This window comes from Winogradskyella ludwigii (assembly GCF_013403985.1).
GTDB lineage: Bacteria > Bacteroidota > Bacteroidia > Flavobacteriales > Flavobacteriaceae > Winogradskyella > Winogradskyella ludwigii.
On the sequence record NZ_JABFDF010000001.1, the window covers coordinates 1,209,627 to 1,236,124 of the forward strand.

Sequence of the window (26,498 nt, forward strand, 5' to 3'; positions counted from 1 at the left end):
TATAATCTACCTACAAGGTTTTCAAAACCTTGTAGGTATTTTTTTAGACTATTTTAAAGCTAAAGTCTTATAAACTAAATTATTTGGAGTAGTTTAGGGTGTATAAATTTTAACTTCAAATACATGAAAAAAATTACACTTATTTTAGCATTTCTTCTTATTGGAAATAGCCTTTTCAGTCAAACTATTTCGGGTAAAATCTTAGATACCGAAAACAATCCTATTCCTTATGTTACTTTACAAATAGGAGCAAATTATGGAGTTATTACTAATGACGAAGGTGTTTTTACATTAGAAACAGATAATTTTTCGGATTTAGAAACGGTGTCAATTTCTTGTTTGGGATATAAGTCTTTAGAATTTAAACTATCAGATTTTACAAATCCAACATACATTCTTGAAGATTCCATTAGCGAACTTTCAGAAGTTTTTGTGACTAATAAACAGCTTTCAATTGAAGAAATATTAACCAATATAAGAGCAAATATTTCAAAAAATTATAAATCTGAAGGCACACAACGTATTTTTTTAAGAGAGAGTAAAAATTTCCTTCTAAAGGATTTTGAATTTGAGATCGCTAAATCTTCAAATTTTAAAAAGGCAACGATAAAAGAAATTAATAAAAACTTTGAAGTAATGAGTAAACAGCTCATTAATAATAAATCTAGTTTATATGAAGATTCATTATTAGACGTATTACACATAGCAGATAGCACACAAGCACGTGTTATAAAAGCTACAAAACTGGTCAATTTAAATGAAGATTTATCTACAGAAGCGGTTAATGGTAAAATGATAAAAAGTGTGCTTAATGTTTTAGACTCTTCTGCTACTTATAAATTGAAATCAGGTTTATTTACTGTTGAAGATTCTCTTAAGGTCGGAAAAATTATTAAAGATGACGCTGACTCAAAAAAAGGAAAAACGAATACTTTAAAAGCCAATATTGCGCGTATTGTAAAGAATAATACTTTAGTAGAAAACTCTAAATTAGATTTTATTTTTGAAGATAAAGGTTATAAGTATGCTATAGATGGAATAAGTTATTTCAACGATGAAGCTGTATACAGTATTAGCTTTATTCCAACTAAACGTTCTGCTAAATATAAAGGTAAAATGTATGTTAATACATCAGATTTTGCAGTCGTAAAATTAGATTATGAATTTGCAGAAAATAGAACAGGACAAAAGTTAAACATGAAACTTTTACTGGGTATTAAATATGTAGAAAACGCATACCGTTCTACAGTAATTTTTAAGAAGAATGAAGATAGTATTTACGACCTTTATTTCATAAGTCAAGAAAATGGAAATTATGTTTATTTTAATAGATCATTAAAATTTATTAGAAACAATACTCCAGAGCAAAACGATAAACAACAATTAAAGTTAGAGTTTATGTTAGAGCAAATTTATAAGGCAAAAAGCGAATTGTTTTTTATTGAACAAAACCCTTTAGTGGATGCATCTAGCTTTACAGTTACAGAAGAATATCCTATCATTTATTTATCTAAATACGATCCTTCTATTTGGAAAGATTATAGTGTGTTGAGTCCTGTTCAAGATATCATAAATTATCAAACAAATTAGATTTTAACAATCCTTTGAGACAAATAAAGATCTAAATTTCATAACTTTAGGTAAATACATAATATTATGAACTTACCACAAAAAATACTTACAGAAATAGCTACAGTAACAAGAGATATCGAGGATAACTATCCTGAACTTCAACAGCATTTAGATGAAACTAGAAGTACATTACCTCAAGGATCTAACGATAATGGAGATGTAAATGAAGATGATTTAAAAAACTACCTCAATGAATTAAAAGCAATAAGAGATAAGTACAAAGAAGAAGGCCATTAACCTTTATTCAATGGACTCTTCATATAAAAAGCCTCATAAATATCACTTATGAGGCTTTTTTATAATGTTTAAATTTATAACTTTTCAACTTTTACATCGTCTTCAGGAATATCAAGTTTAGTTTCAAAATTTGGTAAAACTTTATCTACAAGAGCTTCATTTTTTAATTGCTTTGCTTCAATAAACCACCAAAAGTTTTCAGCGTCATTATAGATACCTAATAAATAACTTTTTGAAGATACGCGCTGTCCAGACATAATCATTTGGTTATAGCCTTCAATAACACAACGAAACTGTCCTTGTTCTTTTACAATTTCTGAAACACCATTAATATCTGCTTTTTCAAATACAAAACCTTGTGTTTTCATACCTTCAAAAGTGGCTTTTATAACATTTAATGCCGCATCTTTTCCACCCATCATGTCTAATACAGATGGAAGCGTGTAATTTAACACAGTCTCAAAATCCATATTTAATGTGGCTTTTGATGTTATTTCAGCATCTCTCAAAGCTTCTGTTTTAGTTTGAGAAAACACATTAATGCTTGTGACAACCAAAACTAAAAGCAGTATTTTTTTTAATTTATTCATTGTCCTTCTTTTTGTTTTTCTGATTTTTCATAGCTTCACCAATTTGATTACTAGCTGTAAAACTCGCGACCATATCATTTAACATTTGGCTACCAGCTTGTGGTGAATTAGGTAAAAGAATTAAATTACTATTGGTTTCTTGTCCAATAGCTTGTAATGTATCATAATGTTGGGTTACAACAATTAATGCAGATGCTTCTTGAGAATTGATACCAACACGATTTAAAACATCTACAGACTCTTCTAAACCACGTGCAATTTCACGACGTTGGTCTGCAATACCTTGTCCTTGTAAACGCTTACTTTCGGCTTCTGCTTTAGCTTTCTCAACAATTAAGATACGTTGCGCATCACCTTCATATTGCGCAGCTGTTTTTTCTCTATCTGCTGCATTAATACGGTTCATTGCTATTTTTACTTGTGGATCTGGATCAATATCGGTAACTAAAGTTCTTATAATATCAAAACCATAATCCATCATAGCATCATTTAATTCTGCTTTTACAGCCAATGCAATATCATCTTTCTTTACAAAAACATCATCTAATTTCATTTTTGGTACTTCAGCACGCACCACATCAAACACGTAAGATGTAATTTGATCATGCGGATAATCTAGCTTATAAAAAGCATCATAAACACTTTCTGTTACCACCTTGTATTGTACAGAAACTTTTAGTTTTACAAATACATCATCTAAAGTTTTGGTCTCAATAATGACATCTAATTGTTGAATCTTTAAACTTAATTTTCCAGCTACTTTATCAATTAATGGAATTTTAAGTTGTAAGCCAGAGTGTCTAATACTTTGAAATTTACCAAAGCGCTCTATAATAGCCGCCGTTTGTTGTTTTACGACAAAGAATGATGAAATTAAAATGATTGCTGAAAAGAATAGAATTATAATAAATGGAATCATAATATTGATTTTTAGATTAATAAATACGAAAGATTAAAAGTAAGGTATTTTTAATTATTCATTAACTCTATTAAGAACTATAAGATAGAATGAGTAATGCTATATCTATAATAAGAACATACTTTTTTCACCTCTATATGACGTAACAAATGTTAAGACATGTAAAGGTGAAAATTATGACTGTATAATTATAGTTTTTAAATTTCTTTTATCAAGTTCTCTATACGATTCACCGTTTCTGCCTTTCCAATCATAAATATAATATCAAAAACATCTGGTCCTTGCAATGCACCAACCAAAGCCAATCGTAAAGGCATCATTACTTTACCAAAGCCAATTTCGTTATCAGTGATCCAACCTTTTACTTTAGCTTGCAAATTATCAACGGTAAATTCTGAAGTTCTCGAAACAATATTAATAACCTCTTGAAGTAGTTCTGTTGTGCCTTCTTTTAAAGCTTTTTTAGAGGCCTTTTCGTCGTAAGACGTTGGAGCAGTAAAGAAGAAATGACTTAAGTCCCAAAAATCAGAAACAAACGTGGCACGTTCTTTAATTAAACCAACACCTAAAGCGATATAGTTAACATCAATATCTGCTAATTCTGGTTGAAGTGCTTTAAACTGCTCTGCCAAATCTAAATCTAATTGCTGTTGCATATACTGATGATTAAACCATTTGGTTTTATCCGGATCAAAACGAGCACCAGCTTTATTCACTCTTGCTAAATCAAAATCGGCAACCAATTGTTCTAAGCTAAAGATTTCTTGTTCTGTTCCAGGATTCCATCCTAAAAAGGCTAAGAAATTAACCACAGCTTCCGGGAAATAACCATCTTCTTTATAACCTCTAGAAACCGTTCCGTCAGGAGCCGTATATTCTAGTGGAAAAACAGGAAAACCTAATTTATCACCATCACGCTTGCTTAATTTTCCTTTTCCTGTTGGTTTTAAAATCAATGGTAAATGTGCAAATTCAGGTGCATCCCAACCAAAAGCATCATATAACAATTTGTGTAATGCTAAAGACGGTAACCATTCTTCACCACGAATTACATGTGTAATTTCCATTAAATGGTCATCCACAATATTCGCTAGGTGATAGGTTGGCATACCATCCCCTTTAAATAAAATTTTATCGTCTAAAACGTTCGTGTCAATTTTTATGTTACCACGAATAATATCTGTAAGATGTAACGTTTCATCTTGAGGAGATTTAAAACGAATTACAAAATCTTCACCAGCTTCAATTTTAGCTTTAGTCTCTGCTTCAGTTAAAACTAAAGAGTTCACTAAGCGTCCTTTTTCACGATTGTGCCAGTTATAAATAAAGGTTTTACCTTCTGCTTCATGGCCTTTACGCTCAGCATCTAGTTGTTCAGACGTATCAAAAGCATAATAGGCTTTGCCATTAGCAATTAACTCATCGGCATATTGCTTATATAATTGTTTACGCTCACTTTGTCTGTATGGGCCAAATTTTTCGTTCTTATTTGGACCTTCGTCAAATGAAATTCCACACCATTCTAAAGATTTAACAATATAATCTTCAGCACCTTCTACATAACGGTTTTGATCTGTATCTTCAATTCTGAGTACAAAATCGCCACCATGTTTTTTGGCAAATAAATAGTTAAATAAAGCGGTTCTTACACCACCAATATGTAATGGTCCTGTTGGACTTGGTGCAAAACGCACACGTACTTTCTTAGACATAATTGTATATTAAAGCGCAAAGATAGTTTGATAGATTTTTAGAACAAAGAAAATATGCACTAGTTAAGTTTTAGCATATTTAACTGTTAATTCTTCTATATTAACAGAATCTTACCAATCCTTAATTATTTCTGTAAAAATAAAATTGTAGTTTAGTCAGTTAGAATAATATATGAGCAATTTCAATACCATAAAACACAAACTAGAGCAGTTCATAAAAAGGTATTACACCAATGAACTACTAAAAGGCGCTATCTTATTTTTTGCCATTGGTTTGTTATACCTTATTATTACTTTATTTGTAGAATACGTGCTTTGGCTTAACCCAACAGCGAGAACCATATTATTCTGGTCGTTTATTTTAGTAGAATTAGCGCTTTTTGTAAAATTCATTGCTATACCATTATCGCACTTATTTAAACTTAGAAAAGGCATCAACTTCGAAACCGCTTCTAAGTTAATAGGAAATCACTTTCCAGAAGTGAATGATAAATTGTTGAATGTTCTACAACTCAATCAAAGCGCAACACAATCTGATCTATTATTAGCTAGTATAGAGCAGAAGTCTCAAGAATTACAACCAATTCCTTTTAAATCAGCGATTAATTTTAAGTCCAACACTAAATACTTAAAATACGCCGCTATTCCTGTTGCTATTTTATTATTGTCGTTTTTAACAGGAAAAATAAATTGGTTTAGTGATAGTTATAATCGTGTAGTAAATTACCAAACGGCGTATGAGCCACCAGCACCTTTTCAGTTTTTTGTTTTAAACGAATCGCTTCAAGCAATAGAAAATAAAGATTTCAAGTTGAATGTTTCTACAGCTGGGAATGTAATTCCTGAGAATGCACAAATAAAATTTAATGGCCAGTCTTACTTTTTACAACAAATTGCAGCTGGCGAATTTCAGTACACATTCAGTCTTCCAAAAGAAGCCGTAGAATTTACGTTATCAGCAAACGATGTCACATCAAAACCGTATAAATTAACTGTGGTTAACACACCAAACTTGGTTAATTTCGAAATGGTTTTAGATTATCCATCACATACAAAAAAACAAGATGAGGTTTTAAAAAGTACTGGATCTGCGGTGATTCCAGAAGGCACGAATGTCACTTGGAGAGCCAAAACAAAAGCGACTACAGGAGTTCATATTTACGCAGAAGACACCTTGAGTTTTAAGTCTAGTGAGAACGATAATTTTGAAGCTTCAAAACGACTTTATAAAAATTATAATTACAGCATCACAACCAGTAATAGTGATCTAAAGGATTATGAGAATTTAGCTTACAATATTAATGTTGTCAAAGATATTTATCCAGAACTCGATATTAAAGTTCAAAAAGATTCAGTAGATCAACAAAGTCTTTATTTCTATGGACAAGCAAACGATGATTATGGACTAAGCAAGTTGCAATTAGTCTATTATCCAGCGGAAGATGAATCTAAAAAAGTGGTAGAGCCTATTAGTATTTCAAGTTCAAATTTTAGTGAGTTTGTGAGTGCTTTTCCTAATCAATTCAATCTTGAAGATGGTGTAAGTTACCAACTCTATTTTGAGGTGTTTGATAACGATGCACTTCATAATTATAAACGCACAAAGAGTTCAGTTTTTAGTTACCGAAAATTAACTAAAGACGAAGAAGAGGAGAAACAACTCAATGAGCAGAGTGAAACAATAAAAGATATCAGTAAAACTTTTGATAAACTTGAAGAACAAGATAAAAAGCTTGAAGAATTATCTAAAACCCAAAAGGAAAAGGAAAGTCTTAACTTTAATGATAAGAAGAAATTTGAAGACTTCTTAAAACGTCAGAAAAATCAGGAACAGTTGATGAAAAATTTCAACAAAAAACTTCAAGATAATTTAGAAGAATTTCAAAAAGACGAAAAGAAAGACGATCAATTTAAAGAAGATTTAAAAGAGCGATTAAAAGAAAATGAAGAGCAGCTTAAAAAGGATGAAAAGCTACTTGAAGAACTTGAAAAATTAAAGGATAAAATTAATAAAGAGGAATTCACGCAAAAACTCGAAGAATTAGCCAAACAAAACAAGAATAAGAAACGAAGCATGAAACAGCTTTTAGAATTAACTAAGCGTTTCTATGTAATGAAGAAAGCTGAAAAGGTTTCTAATGAGTTAGAAAAACTAGCTGAAGCTCAAGAAGAACTTTCAGAAAAGGATAAAGAGAATACAAAAGAGGTACAAGAAAAGTTAAATAAGGAATTTGAAAAACTTCAAAAAGATATCGATCAATTAGAACGTGATGATAAGTTACTTCAAAAACCAACTAAGGTTAAAAGAGATGAATTTTTAGAAGATGAAGTAAAATTTGATCAAAAAGAAGCTATAGAAGCGCTAGAAGAAAAAGAAAAAAAAGAATCTATAGAGAAACCAGAAGAAGCAAAAGAGCAGGAAGAGAAGGCTAAAAAGAAACAAAAGAAAGCTGCAAAGAAGATGAAAGAAATGAGCGAAATGCTTAAAATGCCACCAGGCGGAGGTGGTGGAGGAGGAGATCAACAATCTGAAGATGCAGAAGCTTTACGTCAAATATTAGAAAATTTATTACTGTACTCATTTGATCAAGAAGCTCTGATGGAAACTTTTGAAAGTATTGGGATCAACAATAATAAGTATGGAAAGTATATTATTGAGCAAAGTAATCTTAGAGAACATTTTGAACATATTGATGATAGTTTGTTTTCATTATCTCTGAGACAACCAAAGATTTCAGAGAAAGTTAATTCACAAATTACAGATGTGTTTTTTAATATCGATAAAGCTCTTGAGTTACTAACAGAAAATAGACTTTATCAAGGTGTCGGATCACAACAGTATGCAGTTACAGCGACTAATGAATTAGCGAGTTTTTTAAGTGATGTTTTAGATAATATGGAAGAATCTATGCAACCATCTCAAGGCGAAGGAGGTGAGTCTCAGTTAGAAGACATTATTATGAGTCAAGAAGAGCTCAATAAGAAAATGGAAGAAGGCGTAAAGAAAGGCGAGGAAGGTAAAGAAGGTGAAGAAGGCAAGGAAGGAGAAGGTGAAAAACCTGGAAAAGAAGGAAAGGAAGGCAAAGAGGGAGAAGGAGAGAAACCAGGTGAAGATGGTAAAGCTGGAAAAGAAGGCAAAGCTGGAAAAAGTGGTGAAAATGGACAGAGTGGTGAGCAACAAGGGAAAGGAGGAAAAGGAGGAAAATCTGGTGAAAATGGCAAAGAGGAAGGTGAAGGTAATAAAAGTGGACAGAGAGATGGTGATGGAAAAGGTGGTGAAAACGGAAAAGGTAAGGGAGGAAAGAATGGTAAAAATGATGGTGAAGGTTCTGATGGAAACGGTGAAGGTGAGAAAAATGATGGTTATGGAGAAGGTGGAAGTGAAGAGCAAAATGGGGAATTATTCAAGATTTACCAGCAACAGCAACAATTACGTCAAGCATTAGAAGATCGATTAGGAAAAGAAGGTAAAATTGAATCTGCAGGCGAGTTAATTAGGCAAATGGAAGATATTGAGTTGGATTTATTGAATACAGGATTTACAAATCAGACGCTTCAAAAGATGATGGATCTTCAGCATAATCTATTAAAAATGGAGAATGCTACGTTTATGCAAGGCGAAGATACTAAGCGTAAATCTGAAACCAATAAGGAAGAATTTAACCAAAGTAATAAGAGTCAGATTCCAACAGCTAAACAATATTTTAATACAACTGAAATTTTAAATAGACAAGCATTACCTTTGCAAAACCATTTTAAGAAGAAAATTCAAGAGTATTTTAAAAAGACCAATGATTAGCTTTAACTACGAAACCGATTTTATTTTAGAACAAGAAGAACAATATTCAACCTGGATTGTAAATACAATTTTAGAAGAAAATTGTAAAGAAGGAGAGATTAATTACATTTTTTGTTCAGACGATTATTTGCATAAATTAAATGTAGATTTTCTAAATCACGACACATTAACCGATATTATTAGCTTCGACTACTCAGTAGGAAAGGAACTACATGGTGAAATTTATATCTCTGTAGATCGTGTTAAGGAAAACGCTTTAGATTTTGGTGTGTCTTTCAAAGATGAAATGGCAAGAGTTATTATTCATGGTGTGCTACATTATTGTGGTTACAAAGACAAGTCTGATGCTGACGAAAAGATGATGCGATCAAAGGAAGATTACTACTTAGCAAAGCGTAAATAATACTTCCGATTTCAACGTATATTTGCAGATCCAAATTTTTAATAATTAAATTGTTCCACGTGGAACAAAAATACAGTTCAATATGTTTAACGAAGAATATGATGTTATAGTTGTTGGAGCAGGTCACGCAGGAAGTGAAGCTGCTGCTGCTGCTGCAAATATGGGAAGCAAAACATTATTGATTACCATGAATCTTCAAAATATCGCTCAGATGTCTTGTAATCCTGCAATGGGAGGAATTGCAAAAGGACAAATTGTAAGAGAGATTGATGCGCTTGGTGGTTATAGTGGTTTGGTTTCGGATACATCTGCGATTCAATTTAAGATGTTGAATAAGTCAAAAGGACCTGCAATGTGGAGTCCTAGAGTACAATCAGACAGAATGCGTTTTGCTGAAGATTGGAGATTGCGTCTGGAGGCAACACCGAATCTTGACTTTTATCAAGAAATGGTTTCGGGACTTATTGTAGAAAATCATAAAGTAGTTGGTGTAACAACATCACTCGGAATTAAAGTTAGAGCAAAAACAGTTGTGCTTACAAACGGAACGTTCTTAAATGGTTTAATTCATATTGGTGATAAGAATTTTGGAGGTGGTAGAGCAGGTGAAAGAGCTGCAACAGGAATCACAGAACAACTCGTTAATTTAGGTTTTGAGTCTGGTAGAATGAAAACAGGAACACCACCAAGAGTAGATGGTCGTTCTTTAGATTTTTCTAAAATGGTTGAACAGCCAGGAGATGAGGATCCACAAAAGTTTTCATATTTAGATGTTACAAAACCATTAACGCATCAACGATCTTGTCATTTAACTTATACAAGTGAAGCCGTTCATGATTTACTAAGAGAAGGTTTTGATCGTTCACCAATGTTTAATGGACGAATTAAAAGTGTTGGACCACGTTATTGTCCATCTATAGAAGATAAGATTAATCGCTTTGCAGATAAGAATCAACATCAATTATTTGTTGAGCCAGAAGGTTGGAATACATGTGAGGTTTATGTGAATGGATTTTCAACATCATTGCCAGAAGATGTTCAATTTAAAGCATTGCGATCTGTAGTTGGTTTTGAAGGTGTGAAATTCTTTAGACCAGGTTATGCTATAGAATACGATTATTTTCCACCAACGCAGTTGAAGCATACCTTAGAAACTAAACTTGTTGAAGGGTTGTATTTCGCTGGTCAAATTAATGGAACAACAGGTTACGAGGAGGCAGCGTCTCAGGGTTTGATGGCTGGAATAAATGCAAGTTTAAAAGTTCAAGAAAAAGAGGCTTTTACGTTGCAAAGAGATGAAGCTTATATTGGAGTTTTAATTGATGATTTAATTACAAAAGGAACAGAAGAACCTTATAGAATGTTTACGTCTCGTGCAGAGTATAGAACTTTGCTTAGACAGGATAATGCAGATTTTAGATTAACACGTAAAGGTTATGAGATTGGTTTGGCGTCTAAAAAACGTCTTACTAGAATGGAAGAGAAGGAATCCAAGTCAGATGCTTTTGTGCAATTTTTTAGAGATACAAGTATAACGCCTGCAGAAGCAAATCCTGTTTTAGAAGCTAAAAATTCTGCTTTAGTTAAGCAACAAGATAAGATGTTTAAGTTGTATGCGAGACCAAATATTACTATTGATGATGTGCGTCAATTTGAGTCTGTAGAGAATTATATTCAAGCGAATGATTTAGATACTGAGGTTATAGAGCAAACTGAAATTCAGGTTAAATATTCGGGTTATATCGAAAAGGAAAAGAATAACGCTGATAAACTTAATAGGCTCGAAAATCTAAAAATACCAAGCGGTTTCGATTATATGGATTTAAAATCTATGAGTATTGAAGCGAGACAAAAGTTAACTAAAATTCAGCCTGTAACCATTTCTCAAGCATCTCGTATAAGTGGTGTGTCACCTAATGATATTTCTGTTTTATTGGTTTATTTGGGTCGCTAATTTTCTTTAAAAAAAGGAAATCGGAGATTCAGCGTAGCTAATCTTGTTGATCAATAATTAAATGTTCCACGTGAAACAATGTTATAATTTGATTCCTTTTTTTGTCATTCAGAGCGCAGCGAAGAATCTCATGATTTAAATGGTTTATTAAAATCACATTCAAAAGATAATGAGAAAAATCTAATTGAAATATTATACTGAGTACAACTAATAGGTCTCAAAATAATTACACTGTAATAAATTATACTTGATAAAGTGCCAAAAAACAATTCAACATATTTAACTTTAAAAGATCACTCAGTTTCAAAAGAGGAGTTCCAATTATTACATAATAAGGAACTGGATATGTTAGAAACATTTCCAGAACCAAAAGGAGAAAAGCTATCTGAATATTATAAAAGTGAAGATTATATTTCGCACACAGATACAAAACGGAATCTACTAGAATTCGCTTATCATAAAGTGAGGGGAATTTCATTGAAACGAAAACTAAAATTAATTAACTCTTTTAAGTCAGAATCTAAAACACTTTTAGATATTGGATGCGGAACAGGTGATTTTTTAGAAACCACTTTAAAAGATCATTGGAACATTACAGGAATAGAACCTAACGAAAGTGCACGACAAATTGCGAATTCAAAAACTAATAATTCTGTTTTTGAAACTGAGGAATTATCAAAATTAAAACCGCAGAGTTTTGATGTCATTACACTTTGGCATGTACTAGAACATTTACCAGATTTAGAAAAGCATACGGCATTATTTAAATCGTTATTAAAACCAAATGGTACTTTGGTGATCGCTGTTCCAAATTATAAAAGTTACGATGCGGACTATTACAAAAACTTTTGGGCAGCTTATGATGTGCCAAGACACCTTTGGCATTTTTCTAAAACGTCGATTTCAGAATTATTTAAAAAGGAGAATATGAAATTGGTAAAAACACTACCAATGAAATTTGATGCTTATTATGTTTGTTTACTTTCAGAAAAATATAAATCAGGATTTATGAATCCAATTAAAGCATTTTGGATTGGATGGCAGTCTAATCGTAAGGCAAAACGTTCTTTAGAGTATTCTTCACATATTTATGTCTTAAAGAATGCTAATTCGTAATATAAACAATGCTCATTATATATTGTTTCTGTAAACGTCTCATAACAATCAAGAATTCTAAAGTGTGCTTAAAACGCTTTGTATGAGTTCATTTTTAATAGGTTTTAAATATTATAAGTGATATTTATAATAGAAAACATCAATACTTAAAAAAATAAAGAAAACACAAACTAACTTTTATACATTTGCAAAAATTAAATTGAATAACAATCATGAAGAAAATAATTTTAAGCGCAGTGGCACTTATTGCTTTAGCATCTTGTACGCAGCCAGAGAAAACAGGTTTTGTAAACAACTCTGAACTTATAAATGAATATCAAGGGAAAAAAGATATTGAAGATAAGTTTAAACTTAGAGACGAAGCATCTAAAAAGAAAAGTGATAGTTTAGGTCAGGCTTATCAGATGGAAGTGGCAGTTTTACAACAAAAGTTAAGTAAAATGTCTGAGCAACAACAACAAAGTGCTGCACAACCATTTCAACAAAAATGGCAAATGATAGAGCAGCAAATGAAAACTGAGCAGCAACAATTTCAGACGCAGTTTCAAACAGAAATTGATTCTTCTATTGTAGAAGTCGTAGATTTTGTAAAAGAGTATGCAGAAACAAATGGATATTCTTACGTTTTTGGTACAAGTGATGCTTCTAGAAGCGTTATGTATGGTAAAGAAGCTAATGATTTAACTGATGAAGTTCTTGAAGCTCTTAATGCATCTTATACAAAAGAAAAATAAGAGAACAATCAAACACAATATACTTTATAAAAAAGCCAAGCTTAAGATGCTTGGCTTTTTTTATGTAATAAACGTGTCAGTTTAATGGATAAGTCGGTAAGAACGATTTTAGAATTACCATTACGTTCTATATGATAAATAGCATCTTGTAGCTCATCTGAGATCTCTATAATATTAGAATCGTGCACAAATGGTGCAAATTTTTCAAGTTTAAAATCTTCTGACTTTGGTTCAAGATATACCAACTCGTTAGCTTTATAATTAAGTAACAAAGCTTGTCTAAAATAGTTTAAACAGAAATTGAGGAATTTCTTTTGGGTTTCTCGTCCTGTTTTAGCAATTTCTTCAGACCATGAAATTAAATCGTGTATAGCGGCTTTATTTCCTCGCGCTTTAAAAGCTGAACGAATCCAAAATACAAACCATTTTTCAAACTGAATATCTTCACTATCTTGGTAAATAAGATCACAAGCTTTATTGTAGTTACCATTAGATTGATGTGCAATTTTTGTAGCAACTGATTGTTCAATATGGTAGTTCTTTACTAAAGCTTCTGTAATGGCTTCTTCTGCTAAAGGTGGAAAATGCAATATTTGACAACGCGATCTAATCGTGTTTATTATTTGCTCTTCATCTTCAGCAATAAGAATAAATATGGTTTTCTCTGGTGGCTCTTCTATTAATTTTAGCAGCTTATTAGCGCTTGCTGTATTCATTTTTTCAGCCATCCATATAAGCATCACCTTGTAACCACCTTCATAAGATTTTAAGGCTAAAGATTTTACAATATTTAAAGCTTCTTCAACACCAATTTGACCTTGTTTATTATCTACACCAAGAAGTTTGTACCAATCAAAAAGGTTTCCGTAGGGTTGTTGGTCTATAAGTTGTCGCCATTCTTCAAGATAAAAACTAGAAACGGGTTTACTCTTTACTTTATCGCTCGTGGTAACAGGAAATGCGAAGTGTAAATCAGGATGTGAAACATTTTTAAATTTTAAATTACAAGAATCGTTTCCACCTGTATTTTCACCATTAACATTACTACACAATATATATTGTGCATAGGCTAAAGCCATTGGTAGCGTGCCACAACCTTCAGGACCAACAAATAATTGAGCATGAGCAATTCTACCTGCATCAACACTTGTGGTGAGGTGATTTTTTATATGTTTTTGACCTAAAACTTCAGAAAATAGCATAAAGCAAAACTATGTATTTTTTATTAATCTATTATTTAATTTTTAATCAGACTTTATTATTCGAAACTAAAAAATGGAATTTGTAGATAAGCGAAAAGGTTATCGTAAATAAAGGCTAGTGATTATTAAAAAGCGGTTAGATAAAGTATATTTTTTAACTTACTAATCTTTATATTTGTTATTCAAAATAAAATAATTTTCACATCTTATTTATATTATCATGAAGACATTAAACGATTTCAACTTTAAAAATAAAAGAGCATTAATTCGAGTAGATTTTAATGTACCATTAAATGATAAATTCGAGGTAACAGACGCAACAAGAATTGTATCTGCTAAACCAACAATTATTAAAATTTTAGAAGATGGTGGAAGCTGTGTTTTAATGTCGCATTTAGGTCGACCTAAGGGTGTACAAGATGAATATTCTTTAAAGCATATTGTAAATAAAATTGAAGATATTTTAGGTGTTGAAGTAAAATTTGCAAGTGATTGTGTAGGTACAGAAGCAGAAGAAATGTCTAATGCTTTACAACCAGGTGAAATTTTATTATTAGAAAACCTACGTTTTCATGATGAAGAAAAGCAAGGTGATAAAGCGTTTGCAGAAAAATTATCTAAGTTAGGTGATATTTATGTGAACGATGCTTTTGGAACAGCACACAGAGCACATGCGTCTACAACGATTGTAGCTGAATTTTTCCCTGAAGCAAAATGCTTTGGACTTTTATTAGCTAAAGAGATTGAGAGCATTAAAAAAGTAATGGAAGATGGTGAAAAACCTGTTTTAGCCGTTCTTGGTGGTGCTAAAGTATCTTCTAAAATTACTGTGATTGAGAATATTTTAGATAAAGTAGATCATTTAATTATTGGAGGCGGAATGACATTTACCTTCATTAAAGCTCAAGGCGGAAGCATTGGAGACTCTATTTGTGAAGATGATAAAATGGAATTGGCTTTAGATATTTTAAAACAAGCTAAAGAAAAAGGTGTACAAATACATATACCTGTAGATGTAATTGCTGCGGATGCGTTTAGTAATGATGCAAACACTCAAGTTTGTGATGTTATGAATATCCCTGATGGATGGCAAGGTTTAGATGCTGGGCCAAAATCTATAGCAAACTTTGATGCTGTTGTTAACCAATGTAAAACGATTCTTTGGAATGGTCCGTTAGGAGTTTTTGAAATGGAAAGCTTCGCTAATGGTACTATTCAATTGGGTAATTCTATAGCTAATGCCACTAAAAATGGAGCCTTTTCTTTAGTTGGTGGTGGTGACTCTGTTGCTGCTGTAAAACAGTTTGGTTTTGAAAACAAAGTAAGTTACGTAAGTACAGGTGGTGGTGCCATGCTCGAAAGTCTTGAGGGTAAGACATTACCTGGTATTGCTGCGATTTTAAGCTAATAATACATTTTCAACCTAAAGATAGTATCCTCAAAAAATACTATTTTTAGGACTTCAACGTTTCTGTAACATTGAATTTTTTGAATTTATTTTTTAAACCATGACATTAAAAACATTTTTATTGGCTTGTTTTTGCTTGCTTATATTTAGTGGGTTTGCCCAAACTAAAACTGATAGTATAGCAACAAAGCCGACTCAAGTTGTTACAACTAAAGATTCGGTTATTGATGGTAAGTTATTCAAATCACTCAAAGGAATCAATCCAGTTACAGATAGTTTAGACGTTAAGAATCTTAAGGATTTGCACGAAGTTGCAAAACTTGATGAAAAATGGTTAGAGGAGCTGTATAGCAATTCACTTTACGATACCATTTATAAATCTGTAACAGAACTCACTTATGAGCCTGTAGATTATCCAGAACTTTCTACAGATACATTAAAAGCAAGATTAGAGCGCTTAAACGCTAGAACACCCTTTAATGTAGAATACAATACATCATTAGAAAGTGTTATTAAAAGTTACCTTAAACATAGACGTACATCATTAGAGCGTTTAATGGGGTTAAGTCATTTTTATTTTCCAATGTTCGAGCAAGAGTTTGACCATCACGACATTCCTTTAGAAATGAAGTATTTGGCCATTGTAGAGTCGGCTTTAAAACCACGAGCACGTTCTAGAGTGGGAGCAACAGGGCTTTGGCAATTTATGTATGGTACAGGAAAAGAGCATGATTTAGACGTTAGTAGTTATGTAGATGATCGTAGCGATCCTATAAAAGCGACAACCGCGGCTGCAGAATATTTAGGGAGAATGTATCGTATTTTCAATGATTGGGATTTAGCTTTAGCAGCTTACAATTCTGGTCCAGGAAATGTAAATAAAGCTATAAGACGTTCCGGAGGTTCTAAGAACTATTGGAATATTCGTACAAATTTACCAAGAGAAACAGCAGGTTACGTGCCTGCATTTTTAGCCACGATGTATATTTTTGAATATGCAGAAGAACATGGTTTTAAAGCTGAAAGACCAGATTTTCAATTGGTACAAACAGATACTGTTCATGTAAAGCAAATGATAGCTTTAAAGCATGTTTCTGAAGCAACAGGAATTAAAATTGAAGAATTACAATTTTTAAATCCATCGTACAAATTAGATATTATACCTAAGGTTGAAGGTAAGGTATATTCCTTGAGATTGCCACGCGAAGCTATTGGTACATTTGTAACTAATGAAGATCAAATCTATGCGTTTGCTAATGCCGAATTTAATAAACGTGAAAAACCTCTACCTGAGGTTGTAAATTCTGATACTAAAATTAGATATCGTGTTCAAAACGGAGATTACCTTGGTAAAATTGCAAGAAAATACGGAGTTAGAGTTAGCCAGTTAAAACAATGGAATGGTCTTAGAAGTAATAGTCTTAAAATAGGACAACGATTAACTATATTTCCAAGGAATCATGGTGTTACAAGTACACCAAAACCTACTAAAAAAGTAGTAAATACGGCAGGTAAACAAACCTATAAAGTAAAGTCTGGAGATTCACTTTGGACCATTGCTCAAAAATTTCCTGGAGTTTCTGTTCAAAATATTAAAGATTGGAACGATATTAGTAGTAATAAACTCAAAATAGGAATGACACTTGTTGTTTCTAAATAAAATCAACAAAAAAACGAAACTTATGAAAGCTTTTTATACTGTATTATTTTGCATGTTGCTATTGGCTTGTGGAGACAAGAAAGAAAAAGATACTACAATTTATCTACCAGCTTCTAATGGTAATTTAAATACCATTTCTGTTGTTGCAGACAACGTTGTATGGGAAGATAAAGTAGGTGAAAACATTAGACACATTTTTGCTGCGCCTTTAAATGGTTTGCCAACAGAAGAACCTATGTTTAATATGAGGCAGATACCAACACAAGTTTTTGATGGTTTTGCTGCACGAAGTAGAATTGTTCTTAAAATTGAAAAAGGAAACGTAGAAGCAACAACTAAAATAGTACACGAAGCTTTTGCTAAACCACAAACGGTTGTTGTTGTTGGAGGTAAAACAGATCAGGATATTATTGCGCAATTAGAGGAAAATAAAGCTAAAATAATAGATGCATTTACTAAAGAAGAAGTAAAGGAGAAACAACGACGTATTAAATTATCCTTGTTAAAGGACGAGGTAATGGAAAATAAATTGGGGATTACTATAAATATTCCTTCGGTTTATAGAATTACTAAGGATGAAGACAATTTTTTCTGGATTCGTAAAAACCTTTCAAACTCTAAAACCATGGAACTTATGTTTTATGAAGTACCGTTTGAAACCATCTCTAAAGGAGATAGTACCATTATGGATATTGTTAAGATGCGAGATGAAATAACCAAAACTAAAATCCCTGGAGAAGATGGTATTTACATGGCTGTAGAAGATTCTTATGCACCATCAATGTTTAAAACCATTATAGACAATAAGCCAGCATACGAAGTAAGAGGTATGTGGTTAATGCAAGGGTTTACAATGGCAGGTCCTTTTATAACCTACGCTATTGAAGATAAAATTAACAACCGTTATTTAATTGCAGATGGTTATGTTTATGCTCCATCTTTAGAAAAACGGGATTATATTTTTGAATTAGAATCTATTATTAAATCTATAAAGATTAACTAACAAAAAAAGCCAACTTTATTAAAGTTGGCTTTTTTTTATGTGTTTTGTTTTTTAAGAGTTTTATTCTTTCTCTTTAGCGTCAATAGATTCGTCTTTGTTAGCGTTTTTAAATTCCTTTAAACCGCTTCCTAAACCTTTCATTAATTCAGGAATCTTTTTACCACCAAACAGTAATAAAACAACGACAGCAATTAGAATTACTTGAGGCCATCCAATCATTAATGGGACAATGCTTAAACTCATAACTTATTATTTAGGCTGCAAAGTTAAGTAATTATAGTTTAATAATAGCGTTGTTATGTCAACTTTAAGACTTTATCATGGTACTATTTCAGTATTTTAACTAATTTTGTTTCAATGGCAAAAAAGAAAAAAAAAGAAAAGAAATTCGCTAAAAAGCTGCTTCATAAGTATCGTTTAGTTATTCTAAATGAAGATACGTTTGAAGAGCGCTTTGCTATAAAACTAACACGGCTTAATGTTTTTGTTTTAACCTCTATTTCTGCGATTTCGCTTGTTTTCTTTACCGTTTTATTGATTGCTTTTACACCGTTAAGAGAATATATTCCAGGTTATTCTTCGGCAAAATTAAAAAAGAAAGCTACGATACTTAATTACAAAACAGATTCTTTAGTTCAGGAATTAGAACTAAATAAAAAGTATTACGCATCTATTAGAAAAGTATTAACAGGAGATGTTGCTACATTAGATTTTAATAGAGATTCTATTATACAAGCAAGCAAAAATGATCTTGATATTTTACAAGTTCCAACCAATAGAGAAGATTCGTTGTTAAGAGTAAAAGTTGACAAAGAAGATAAATACAATTTATTTGAAGTTTCAGGAGATCAATCTAATTATGTATTGTTTCCACCAGTAAACGGAACGATTTCAGAAGGTTATAGTCTAGAAGATAAGCATTATGCTGTAGATGTCGTTGTACCAGCAAATACACCTGTAAAAGCCACAGCAGATGGTACCATAATTTTTGCAGAATGGACTGTAGAAACAGGCTATGTGGTAATCATTGAACATAATAGAGAATTGATTTCGGTTTATAAACACAATTCAGCAATTACAAAAACGCAAGGAGATTTAGTACAATCAGGAGAGGTTATTGCCATGTCAGGAAATGAAGGGGAACTCACTACAGGACCTCATTTACATTTTGAACTTTGGAGTAAAGGCTATGCTGTAAATCCAACTAATTTCATCAATTTTGAATAATGCCATCATTTAAAGCTACACTTTCAAAACCATTTGCTAAATATATAGCAAGGCGCGTTAAAAAATGGTCGTCTAAACCTGTTGAAACGCAACAAAAAGTTTTCGAAAATTTAATTTCCGAAGCTAAGCACACTGTTTTTGGTAAAGATCATAACTTTAGCTCTATTACAACGTTTAAAGAATTTCAATCTCAAGTTCCTATTAGAGATTATGAAGAGTTAAAACCTTATGTAGAGCGTGTAGTTGCAGGAGAAAAAGATATACTTTGGAAAGGTCAGCCTATTTATTTTGCTAAAACTTCAGGAACGACCTCTGGTGCAAAATATATCCCGATTACAAAAGAAAGCATGCCAACACATGTAGATGCTGCACGGAATGCAATCTTACTGTATATCAATGAAACAGGGAATTCAAAATTTGTAGATGGTAAAATGATCTTTCTTCAAGGGAGTCCTATTTTAGAAGAAAAGCATGGTATAAAACTCGGCAGACTTTCAGGAATTGTGGCACATTACGTTCCTAAATATCTTCAGAAAAACAGATTACCAAGTTTAGAAACTAACTGTATTGAGGATTGGGAAACAAAAGTTGAAGCGATTGTAGAAGAAACCATAAACGAGGACATGACCATCATATCTGGTATTCCATCTTGGGTTCAGATGTATTTTGAAAAATTAAGTGAAAAGTCAGGAAAAAATGTTGGTGATCTATTTAAAAATTTCAACCTTTTTATTTTTGGAGGTGTAAATTATGAACCTTACAGAGCTAAATTCGAAAATTTAATAGGCAGAAAAGTAGATAGCATAGAATTGTATCCAGCAAGTGAAGGCTTTTTTGCATTTCAAGATAAGCAAGATGAAAAAGGTATGTTGCTGCAATTAAACTCAGGGATTTTTTATGAGTTTGTTGAGGCGGTTCATTTTTTTGAAGATAATCCCAAACGTCTCACTATTGGAGATGTAAAACTTGGTGTTAATTACGTCATGATTATTTCTACAACAGCAGGACTGTGGGCTTACAATATTGGAGACACGGTTCAGTTTACATCACTAAAGCCCTATAGAGTGATTGTAAGTGGAAGAATAAAACATTTTATTTCAGCATTTGGAGAACATGTTATAGGCAAAGAAGTAGAGCAAGCCTTAAGAGAGGCTATTGAAAATACATCTATTTCTGTAAATGAATTTACGGTTGCACCTCAAATAAGTCCGGAAGAAGGTCTGCCTTATCACGAGTGGTTTATTGAATTTGAGAACGAACCAGAAAATGAATTCGATTTTATTGCTGGTTTAGAACAATCCTTAAAGCAACAAAATAGTTATTATTTAGACCTGATTGACGGTAAAGTACTAAGGCCATTAAAGATTACACGAATTAAAAAAGATGGATTCCAAACTTATATGAAATCAGTAGGGAAACTAGGAGGACAAAATAAAATAGCGAGACTCTCTAACGACAGAAAAATTGCCGATAGTTTGTCTCAACTTAATTTAACGAAATAAACCTATATTTGTGGGTTAAACTAACGTATGAGTACAACTAAGAAAAAACAAGGAAGAACGAGAGCGCAAGAAAGCTCTAGTGCTATAGAGCGCATGTACATTACTATGCGTCATCTATTTAATCGTGGATTTTACAAACCTATGGGTGTTTCGGGAGAAACATTACGTGAAGCTTTATTGCTTTTACGCCCAGAAATCTATGGTTCTATTGGAGAAGAAAAAGCAGAATTAGAAGGTTTACTATATGTTGTAGATCGATTACCACAAGGCATTGAAGAGTGTACATTTATAAACTTAACAAGTGATGAAGGTTATGCGAATTCACACTTTAAAGCGATAATTCCACCAAAAAGAAGACGTAATTGCTACAGAATTGACGATGAGCAAATGAATATCGAAATTACCAGAGGACGTTCTGAAATTTACGATATTCTAACGCACTTGACGTTTTTGTTTGTGGAATCTCATAAAATTAGTAAACGTGTTCTTATAGATGAAGAAGGAACCACGGTTAGAGATTGGAAAAAATTAGAAGCAGCTGTTTTAACAACAAAGAAACTTACACAAGTAGAGCGCGAAATAGCCATTACACATACGGCAAATATTTTAGGTAGAACATTTAATGAGCTTACTGAAGCATATCCAAAATTTGCAACAGAAGATCAGCCAGAACGTTTATTACATATTGTGTACTGGTTAGGAAAACTAGCTATAGAAGAAACTATAAATAACAATAAACGAACAATTACGTTTAGCCCTGTTTTAAGAGAGCGCTTAGGACATCATATTCATGGAGAAATATGGGCAGATACTATAAAGTCTGCTTTACATAAAAACGGATTGTTAGAGCGACCAATACACATCATTAGTGCCAATATGCATAGTGTAATGAATTCTTTGTTTGCTAAAGGAGCACTGAAAGGAGCAGATGCTAAAAAAGATATTTTTCAAACTTATGAAGCTTTAAGTGAATCTAAAAATGGTGTCTTACGCAATAAGGTAGAAAAATCAGCGTTGCAAAACGGAATGATTCACATAAAAGATACTTCTGGAACTAATATAGATATTCAAATTTTTGATACAGCGAAAATTGATTTTTCTAAATCAGAATTCAAGTATCTTGAAGAACATAAGGATAAAAAAGCTGTTATTTTTGTAATGGATTACGCGTTTGGTGAGCAGGCTTATGAAACATTAGATGAGCTTTTAAAGCCAATTAGCGTTGATGAAAAAGACCTTCATTTAGATGTGAAGTCTATTTCTATCATGGGAAAAGCAGGTATTTTGGAAGGTGGGAAAAGTGATGTTATGATACCAACAGCACATATCTTTGAAGGTACAGCAGATAATTACCCGTTTAAAAATGAACTTACTAAAGACGATTTAAAAGATTGTGGAGTTTCAGTTTATGAAGGTACAATGGTTACGGTTTTAGGTACATCACTTCAAAACAAAGAGATTTTAAAGTTCTTTAAAAATTCGACTTGGAACGTTATTGGTTTGGAGATGGAAGGTGCACATTATCAAAAGGCTATACAAGCTGCATCTAAAGTAAGAAACAGTATAAATGAAGATGTTAAAGTAAGATATGCCTATTATGCGAGTGATAATCCTTTAGAAACAGGAGGAACATTAGCATCTGGAGGTTTAGGAACTTCTGGTGTTAAACCCACTTATGTAATTACAAAAAAAATACTAGAACAAATATTTAATTCATAAAAAATGAGTGAAAAATTACCACAACAACCTCAAAATGAAGAAGTAGATTTAGGTCAGTTGTTTAGTGCAATAGGTAAGTTGTTTGATAGGCTCTTTGCTTTTATTGGGAGGGTATTAAAAGGAATTTTTGTTGCTATAATTTATATTTTAAAGCCGATAGTAAATAATTTCAAACTAATAATGATTGCTTTAGTATCTGCCTTTGTTATTGGTTTTATAGCAGAAAAATACAATAAAGTAGTGTATTCTTCTGAAATGATTGTGATACCTCACTTTGATTCAAAGTATCAATTAATGACCGATATTAAATACTTTAATAGCCTTATCGGAACAGGAAAAAACAAAATATTAGCTGATATTTTTGAAATTGATTCTATTAGAGCAACTGAACTCGTAGGTTTTGAAATTGATAAAGGTCCTGAAAATCAAAACGATTTGTTAAGCGAGTATAACGATTTCATGAAAACTATTGATACGTTATTAGTACGAGTTTCATATGACGAATTTATTGATAATAGACACATTCTATCTGCTTCTGTTTTTGCTATAAAGGCTAAAGCTTCAACTAATGATATTTTTTCTAATCTAGAGAAGGGATTTTATAAAACATTTGAAAACAACTTCTCTAAAAGGAAAAAAGCATTAAGAGATAGTATACTTCGTAATGAAGTAACCACAGTTAATACTGAAATAGTTAAAATAGACAGTCTACAGCGTATATATTTAGAGGTATTAAGAAATGAGTCTAGGAATGGTAATCTATCTATAGGTTCTGGTGGTTTAATACCAATAACACAGGAACGGTCTGTTACTAGAGAGTATGACTTATTTGAAAAAGAAATGAAATTAAGAAATACTTTACTTAATATAAATGAGGTTTTAATTGAGTCAAGTGACTATTACGAAATTCTCTCAGGCTTTGAAGACATAGGTCCAAAAGAAATTAAATATACAGATAGATATAGTTTAATTTTTCCGGTAGTAACGTTAGCATTACTATTGTTAGTTTCTTTACTTATAAAAGCATTTAAATTTATTAAAAATTATGAATAATATGAAGTCAATATTAATTACAGGTGGAGCTGGTTTCATTGGGGCAAATTTTATTCACTATTTTTTAAAACAATATAAAGATGTTAGTGTTGTAAACTTGGATCTTTTAACATATGCAGGTGATTTAGCTAATTTAGAGGAATTGAAATCTAATGAGAGGTATCATTTTGTAAAAGGAGATATTGGAGATGCAGAACTTGTAAATGAGTTGTTTAAAACTCATGATTTTACTGATGTCATTCATTTTGCGGCAGAATCTCATGTTGATAATTCAATAAAAAACCCAGATGCATTTATAAAAACTAATGTACATGGGACTTTCAATTTATTGAATATTGCTAAAAATCATTGGATGGATGCTCCGTTTTCTTTTAAAGAAGGTTGTGAAGACAATAGATTTCATCATATTTCAACAGATGAGGTTTATGGTACATTAGGCGAAACAGGATTGTTTACAGAGGAAACTCCATACGCACCAAATAGTCCTTACAGTGCTTCCAAGGCATCATCAGATTTTATTGTAAGAAGTTATTTTCATACCTATGGGATGAATGTTGTAACCACTAATTGTAGTAACAATTATGGACCAAAACAGCATGATGAAAAATTAATCCCAACCATTATTAGAAAAGCCATAAATAATGAAAATATTCCTATTTATGGAGATGGTAAAAATATAAGAGATTGGTTGTATGTAGAAGATCATTGTAGTGGTATTGATTTGGCTTTTCAAAAAGGAAAAGCAGGAGAGACTTACAATATAGGTGGAAAAAACGAACGCGATAATTTATACATTGCTCATAGAATTTGTGAAATTTTAGATGAGTTGAAACCTAAAGAAACATTATATTCTAGTCAAATATCGTTTGTTACAGACAGACCTGGTCATGATTTTAGATACGCTATTGATGCTTCTAAAATTGAAAATGAATTAGGTTGGAAAGCAAAAGAAGATTTTGAATCAGGAATCTTAAAAACCATTGAGTGGTATTTAGAAAAATATAACAATTAATAAACGCAAGAAATTCTATAAGCTAGATGAGTCCTACTAAAATGGATTCTTCTAGCTTTTATAATTCTTAAAATATCACGTTATTTTTATTAAACACTACTAGATTATACTGTTATTAGAATTCTTGATGAGACTATTTAGGATTCATTTTTTGTAAATTTCCTTCAACAAAGTAATAATTTTACTAGTTTTTTCATCACTAGTGAATCTGCCAAAGTATAGTATTAGAGATAATTCAAAAATTCAAGAAACTTAACTTAAAACGTATCTTATTTATGAGGATTTTGATTAATGTTTGCTTTAATTCTATATAGAAAAAATAAGATTTTAATGTATTCATTTTGTGGTTTTTAAAAGCTATTAATTTATAGTTTACATTGTAGCTGGTTATTATTGTAATCTATTGGTTAAACCATTATTAATAGTATTTTTACAGCAATAGAATCTAATACATTGAAATTAGAATAAAAGAGTCTACTATTCTTAAATGAAAAAGAAAAACCTTATCATATTCGGAACGCGTCCTGAAGCTATAAAAATGGCTCCTTTAGTAAAAATGTTTTTGAAATTTCCAAACGATTTTGATACTAGAGTTTGTATTACTGGGCAGCATAGAGAAATGTTAGATCAGGTTTTAGAGTTCTTTAGTATTATTCCAGATTATGATTTAGATGTAATGAAACCCAATCAGAATTTGTATAGCTTAACGTCTGATATTATTACAGGTCTTAAACCTGTTTTAGAAGACTTTAATCCCGATTTTGTTTATGTTCATGGTGATACAACGACCACGATGTCTGCTAGTATTGCGGCATTTTATTCTGGAGCTAAAATATGCCATGTAGAAGCGGGGTTAAGGACGTTTAATCGTCGCTCTCCATTTCCTGAGGAAATAAATAGAAGTATTACAGGTCGTGTTGCAGATTATCATTTTGCACCAACTATAACTTCTAAGGAAAATTTATTAAATGAAAACGTAAAAGAGTCTAGTATATTGGTTACAGGTAATACAGTGATTGATGCTTTAGAATATAGTGCTAGAATTGTAAATTCTTCAACGTATACAGATAGTGAAGTAGAACATTTAAAAACGATCGTAGACTCTAAAAAACGCTTAATTTTAGTAACAGGCCATAGAAGAGAAAATCATGGCGAAGGATTTATAAACATCTGTTCCGCTTTAAATAAAATAGCAGGAGATCATGAAGATATTCAAATAATATATCCTGTTCATTTAAACCCAAATGTTCAGAAGCCAGTTTACGAGCTTCTTGGTAATCAAGCTAATATTAAATTAATACCGCCATTATCGTATCCTGCGTTTGTGTGGTTAATGAATAAGTCTGATATAATAATTACTGATAGTGGTGGAGTGCAAGAAGAGGCGCCAAGTTTAGGAAAACCGGTTTTAGTCATGAGAGATACTACAGAACGTCCTGAAGCTGTAAAAGCAGGAACCGTTTTACTTGTAGGTACTAATACAGATAAAATTGTAGGTGAAACAGAAAAGTTATTAAACGATAGAAAAAGTTATGATACCATGAGTAAGCTTCACAACCCTTATGGTGATGGAAAAGCTTGTGAGCGTATTGTTAATTTTATTTTAAATATATAAT

21 protein-coding genes are annotated in these 26,498 nt (G+C 31.8%); 16 read left to right on the forward strand and 5 right to left on the reverse strand.

Annotated elements, in window-relative coordinates; genetic code table 11:
* Nucleotides 1-123 precede the first annotated feature (123 nt).
* Together HM981_RS05100 and HM981_RS05105 are read left to right on the forward strand one after the other, a co-directional pair.
* The gene (locus HM981_RS05100; RefSeq protein WP_179337491.1) at nucleotides 124-1,590 is read left to right on the forward strand and encodes a carboxypeptidase-like regulatory domain-containing protein; all 1,467 of its coding nucleotides are present in this window, start codon (nucleotides 124-126) and stop codon (nucleotides 1,588-1,590) included.
* Between the two features lie 66 nt (nucleotides 1,591-1,656).
* A complete protein-coding gene (locus tag HM981_RS05105) occupies nucleotides 1,657-1,869 on the forward strand; it encodes a hypothetical protein (RefSeq protein WP_179337492.1) in 213 nt (70 codons plus the stop codon).
* A 74-nt stretch (nucleotides 1,870-1,943) separates the two neighbouring features.
* Here HM981_RS05105 and HM981_RS05110 read toward each other — a convergent pair whose 3' ends face one another.
* The 3 genes from HM981_RS05110 to gltX all read right to left on the reverse strand — a co-directional run bounded on the left by HM981_RS05110 (nucleotide 1,944) and on the right by gltX (nucleotide 5,090).
* Nucleotides 1,944-2,459 (reverse strand): hypothetical protein, encoded by a 516-nt coding sequence (locus HM981_RS05110; protein ID WP_179337493.1) that lies wholly within the window; start codon nucleotides 2,457-2,459, stop codon nucleotides 1,944-1,946.
* Nucleotides 2,452-3,378: an SPFH domain-containing protein gene (locus HM981_RS05115; protein WP_179337494.1), complete on the reverse strand. Its 927-nt coding sequence runs from the start codon at nucleotides 3,376-3,378 to the stop codon at nucleotides 2,452-2,454. Before HM981_RS05115 ends, HM981_RS05110 begins: the two co-directional genes overlap by 8 nt.
* A gap of 197 nt (nucleotides 3,379-3,575) precedes the next feature.
* Complete coding sequence (gltX, locus tag HM981_RS05120; RefSeq protein WP_179337495.1) at nucleotides 3,576-5,090, reverse strand: glutamate--tRNA ligase; 1,515 nt, start codon at nucleotides 5,088-5,090, stop codon at nucleotides 3,576-3,578.
* A gap of 172 nt (nucleotides 5,091-5,262) precedes the next feature.
* On the opposite strand from gltX, the gene HM981_RS05125 reads away from it, so the two are divergent.
* The 5 genes from HM981_RS05125 to HM981_RS05145 all read left to right on the forward strand — a co-directional run bounded on the left by HM981_RS05125 (nucleotide 5,263) and on the right by HM981_RS05145 (nucleotide 13,096).
* Nucleotides 5,263-8,889, forward strand: a complete 3,627-nt coding sequence (locus tag HM981_RS05125; protein WP_179337496.1) for a DUF4175 family protein — start codon at nucleotides 5,263-5,265, stop codon at nucleotides 8,887-8,889.
* Nucleotides 8,882-9,292: an rRNA maturation RNase YbeY gene (gene ybeY / locus HM981_RS05130; protein WP_179337497.1), complete on the forward strand. Its 411-nt coding sequence runs from the start codon at nucleotides 8,882-8,884 to the stop codon at nucleotides 9,290-9,292. Before HM981_RS05125 ends, ybeY begins: the two co-directional genes overlap by 8 nt.
* Nucleotides 9,293-9,374: 82 nt before the next feature.
* Nucleotides 9,375-11,246: a tRNA uridine-5-carboxymethylaminomethyl(34) synthesis enzyme MnmG gene (gene mnmG / locus HM981_RS05135; RefSeq protein ID WP_179337498.1), complete on the forward strand. Its 1,872-nt coding sequence runs from the start codon at nucleotides 9,375-9,377 to the stop codon at nucleotides 11,244-11,246.
* Between the two features lie 345 nt (nucleotides 11,247-11,591).
* A complete protein-coding gene (locus HM981_RS05140; protein WP_246286108.1) occupies nucleotides 11,592-12,362 on the forward strand; it encodes a class I SAM-dependent methyltransferase in 771 nt (256 codons plus the stop codon).
* Between the two features lie 212 nt (nucleotides 12,363-12,574).
* Nucleotides 12,575-13,096, forward strand: a complete 522-nt coding sequence (locus HM981_RS05145) for an OmpH family outer membrane protein (RefSeq protein ID WP_179337500.1) — start codon at nucleotides 12,575-12,577, stop codon at nucleotides 13,094-13,096.
* Between the two features lie 41 nt (nucleotides 13,097-13,137).
* On the opposite strand, the gene HM981_RS05150 is transcribed toward HM981_RS05145, so the two are convergent.
* A complete protein-coding gene (locus tag HM981_RS05150) occupies nucleotides 13,138-14,298 on the reverse strand; it encodes a DNA polymerase III subunit (protein WP_179337501.1) in 1,161 nt (386 codons plus the stop codon).
* A 220-nt stretch (nucleotides 14,299-14,518) separates the two neighbouring features.
* Between HM981_RS05150 and HM981_RS05155 the strand changes: the two genes are divergently transcribed.
* From HM981_RS05155 to HM981_RS05165, 3 genes are all read left to right on the forward strand, one after another.
* On the forward strand, nucleotides 14,519-15,706 hold the full coding sequence (locus HM981_RS05155; RefSeq protein ID WP_179337502.1) for a phosphoglycerate kinase: 1,188 nt from the start codon (nucleotides 14,519-14,521) through the stop codon (nucleotides 15,704-15,706).
* Nucleotides 15,707-15,806: 100 nt separating this feature from the next.
* On the forward strand, nucleotides 15,807-17,366 hold the full coding sequence (locus tag HM981_RS05160; RefSeq protein ID WP_179337503.1) for a LysM peptidoglycan-binding domain-containing protein: 1,560 nt from the start codon (nucleotides 15,807-15,809) through the stop codon (nucleotides 17,364-17,366).
* Nucleotides 17,367-17,388: 22 nt separating this feature from the next.
* Nucleotides 17,389-18,369, forward strand: coding sequence for a DUF4837 family protein (locus tag HM981_RS05165; protein WP_179337504.1), 981 nt, complete (start codon nucleotides 17,389-17,391; stop codon nucleotides 18,367-18,369).
* A 60-nt stretch (nucleotides 18,370-18,429) separates the two neighbouring features.
* Here the strand turns inward: HM981_RS05165 and HM981_RS05170 are convergent, their stop codons facing one another.
* On the reverse strand, nucleotides 18,430-18,612 hold the full coding sequence (locus HM981_RS05170) for a twin-arginine translocase TatA/TatE family subunit (RefSeq protein WP_179337505.1): 183 nt from the start codon (nucleotides 18,610-18,612) through the stop codon (nucleotides 18,430-18,432).
* Between the two features lie 114 nt (nucleotides 18,613-18,726).
* Here HM981_RS05170 and HM981_RS05175 point away from each other — a divergent pair, with 114 nt between their 5' ends.
* The 6 genes from HM981_RS05175 to wecB all read left to right on the forward strand — a co-directional run bounded on the left by HM981_RS05175 (nucleotide 18,727) and on the right by wecB (nucleotide 26,497).
* The gene (locus tag HM981_RS05175) at nucleotides 18,727-19,596 is read left to right on the forward strand and encodes a M23 family metallopeptidase (protein WP_179337506.1); all 870 of its coding nucleotides are present in this window, start codon (nucleotides 18,727-18,729) and stop codon (nucleotides 19,594-19,596) included.
* A complete protein-coding gene (locus HM981_RS05180; RefSeq protein WP_179337507.1) occupies nucleotides 19,596-21,098 on the forward strand; it encodes a GH3 family domain-containing protein in 1,503 nt (500 codons plus the stop codon). Before HM981_RS05175 ends, HM981_RS05180 begins: the two co-directional genes overlap by 1 nt.
* A gap of 27 nt (nucleotides 21,099-21,125) precedes the next feature.
* Complete coding sequence (locus HM981_RS05185; RefSeq protein WP_179337508.1) at nucleotides 21,126-22,817, forward strand: DUF6909 family protein; 1,692 nt, start codon at nucleotides 21,126-21,128, stop codon at nucleotides 22,815-22,817.
* A 3-nt stretch (nucleotides 22,818-22,820) separates the two neighbouring features.
* Complete coding sequence (locus HM981_RS05190; RefSeq protein ID WP_179337509.1) at nucleotides 22,821-23,870, forward strand: hypothetical protein; 1,050 nt, start codon at nucleotides 22,821-22,823, stop codon at nucleotides 23,868-23,870.
* 1 nt (nucleotide 23,871) lies between these two features.
* Nucleotides 23,872-24,882, forward strand: a complete 1,011-nt coding sequence (rfbB, locus tag HM981_RS05195; protein ID WP_179337510.1) for a dTDP-glucose 4,6-dehydratase — start codon at nucleotides 23,872-23,874, stop codon at nucleotides 24,880-24,882.
* Nucleotides 24,883-25,369: 487 nt separating this feature from the next.
* Nucleotides 25,370-26,497, forward strand: coding sequence for a non-hydrolyzing UDP-N-acetylglucosamine 2-epimerase (gene wecB, locus HM981_RS05200; protein WP_179337511.1), 1,128 nt, complete (start codon nucleotides 25,370-25,372; stop codon nucleotides 26,495-26,497).
* The last annotated feature ends 1 nt before the right edge of the window (nucleotide 26,498 follow it).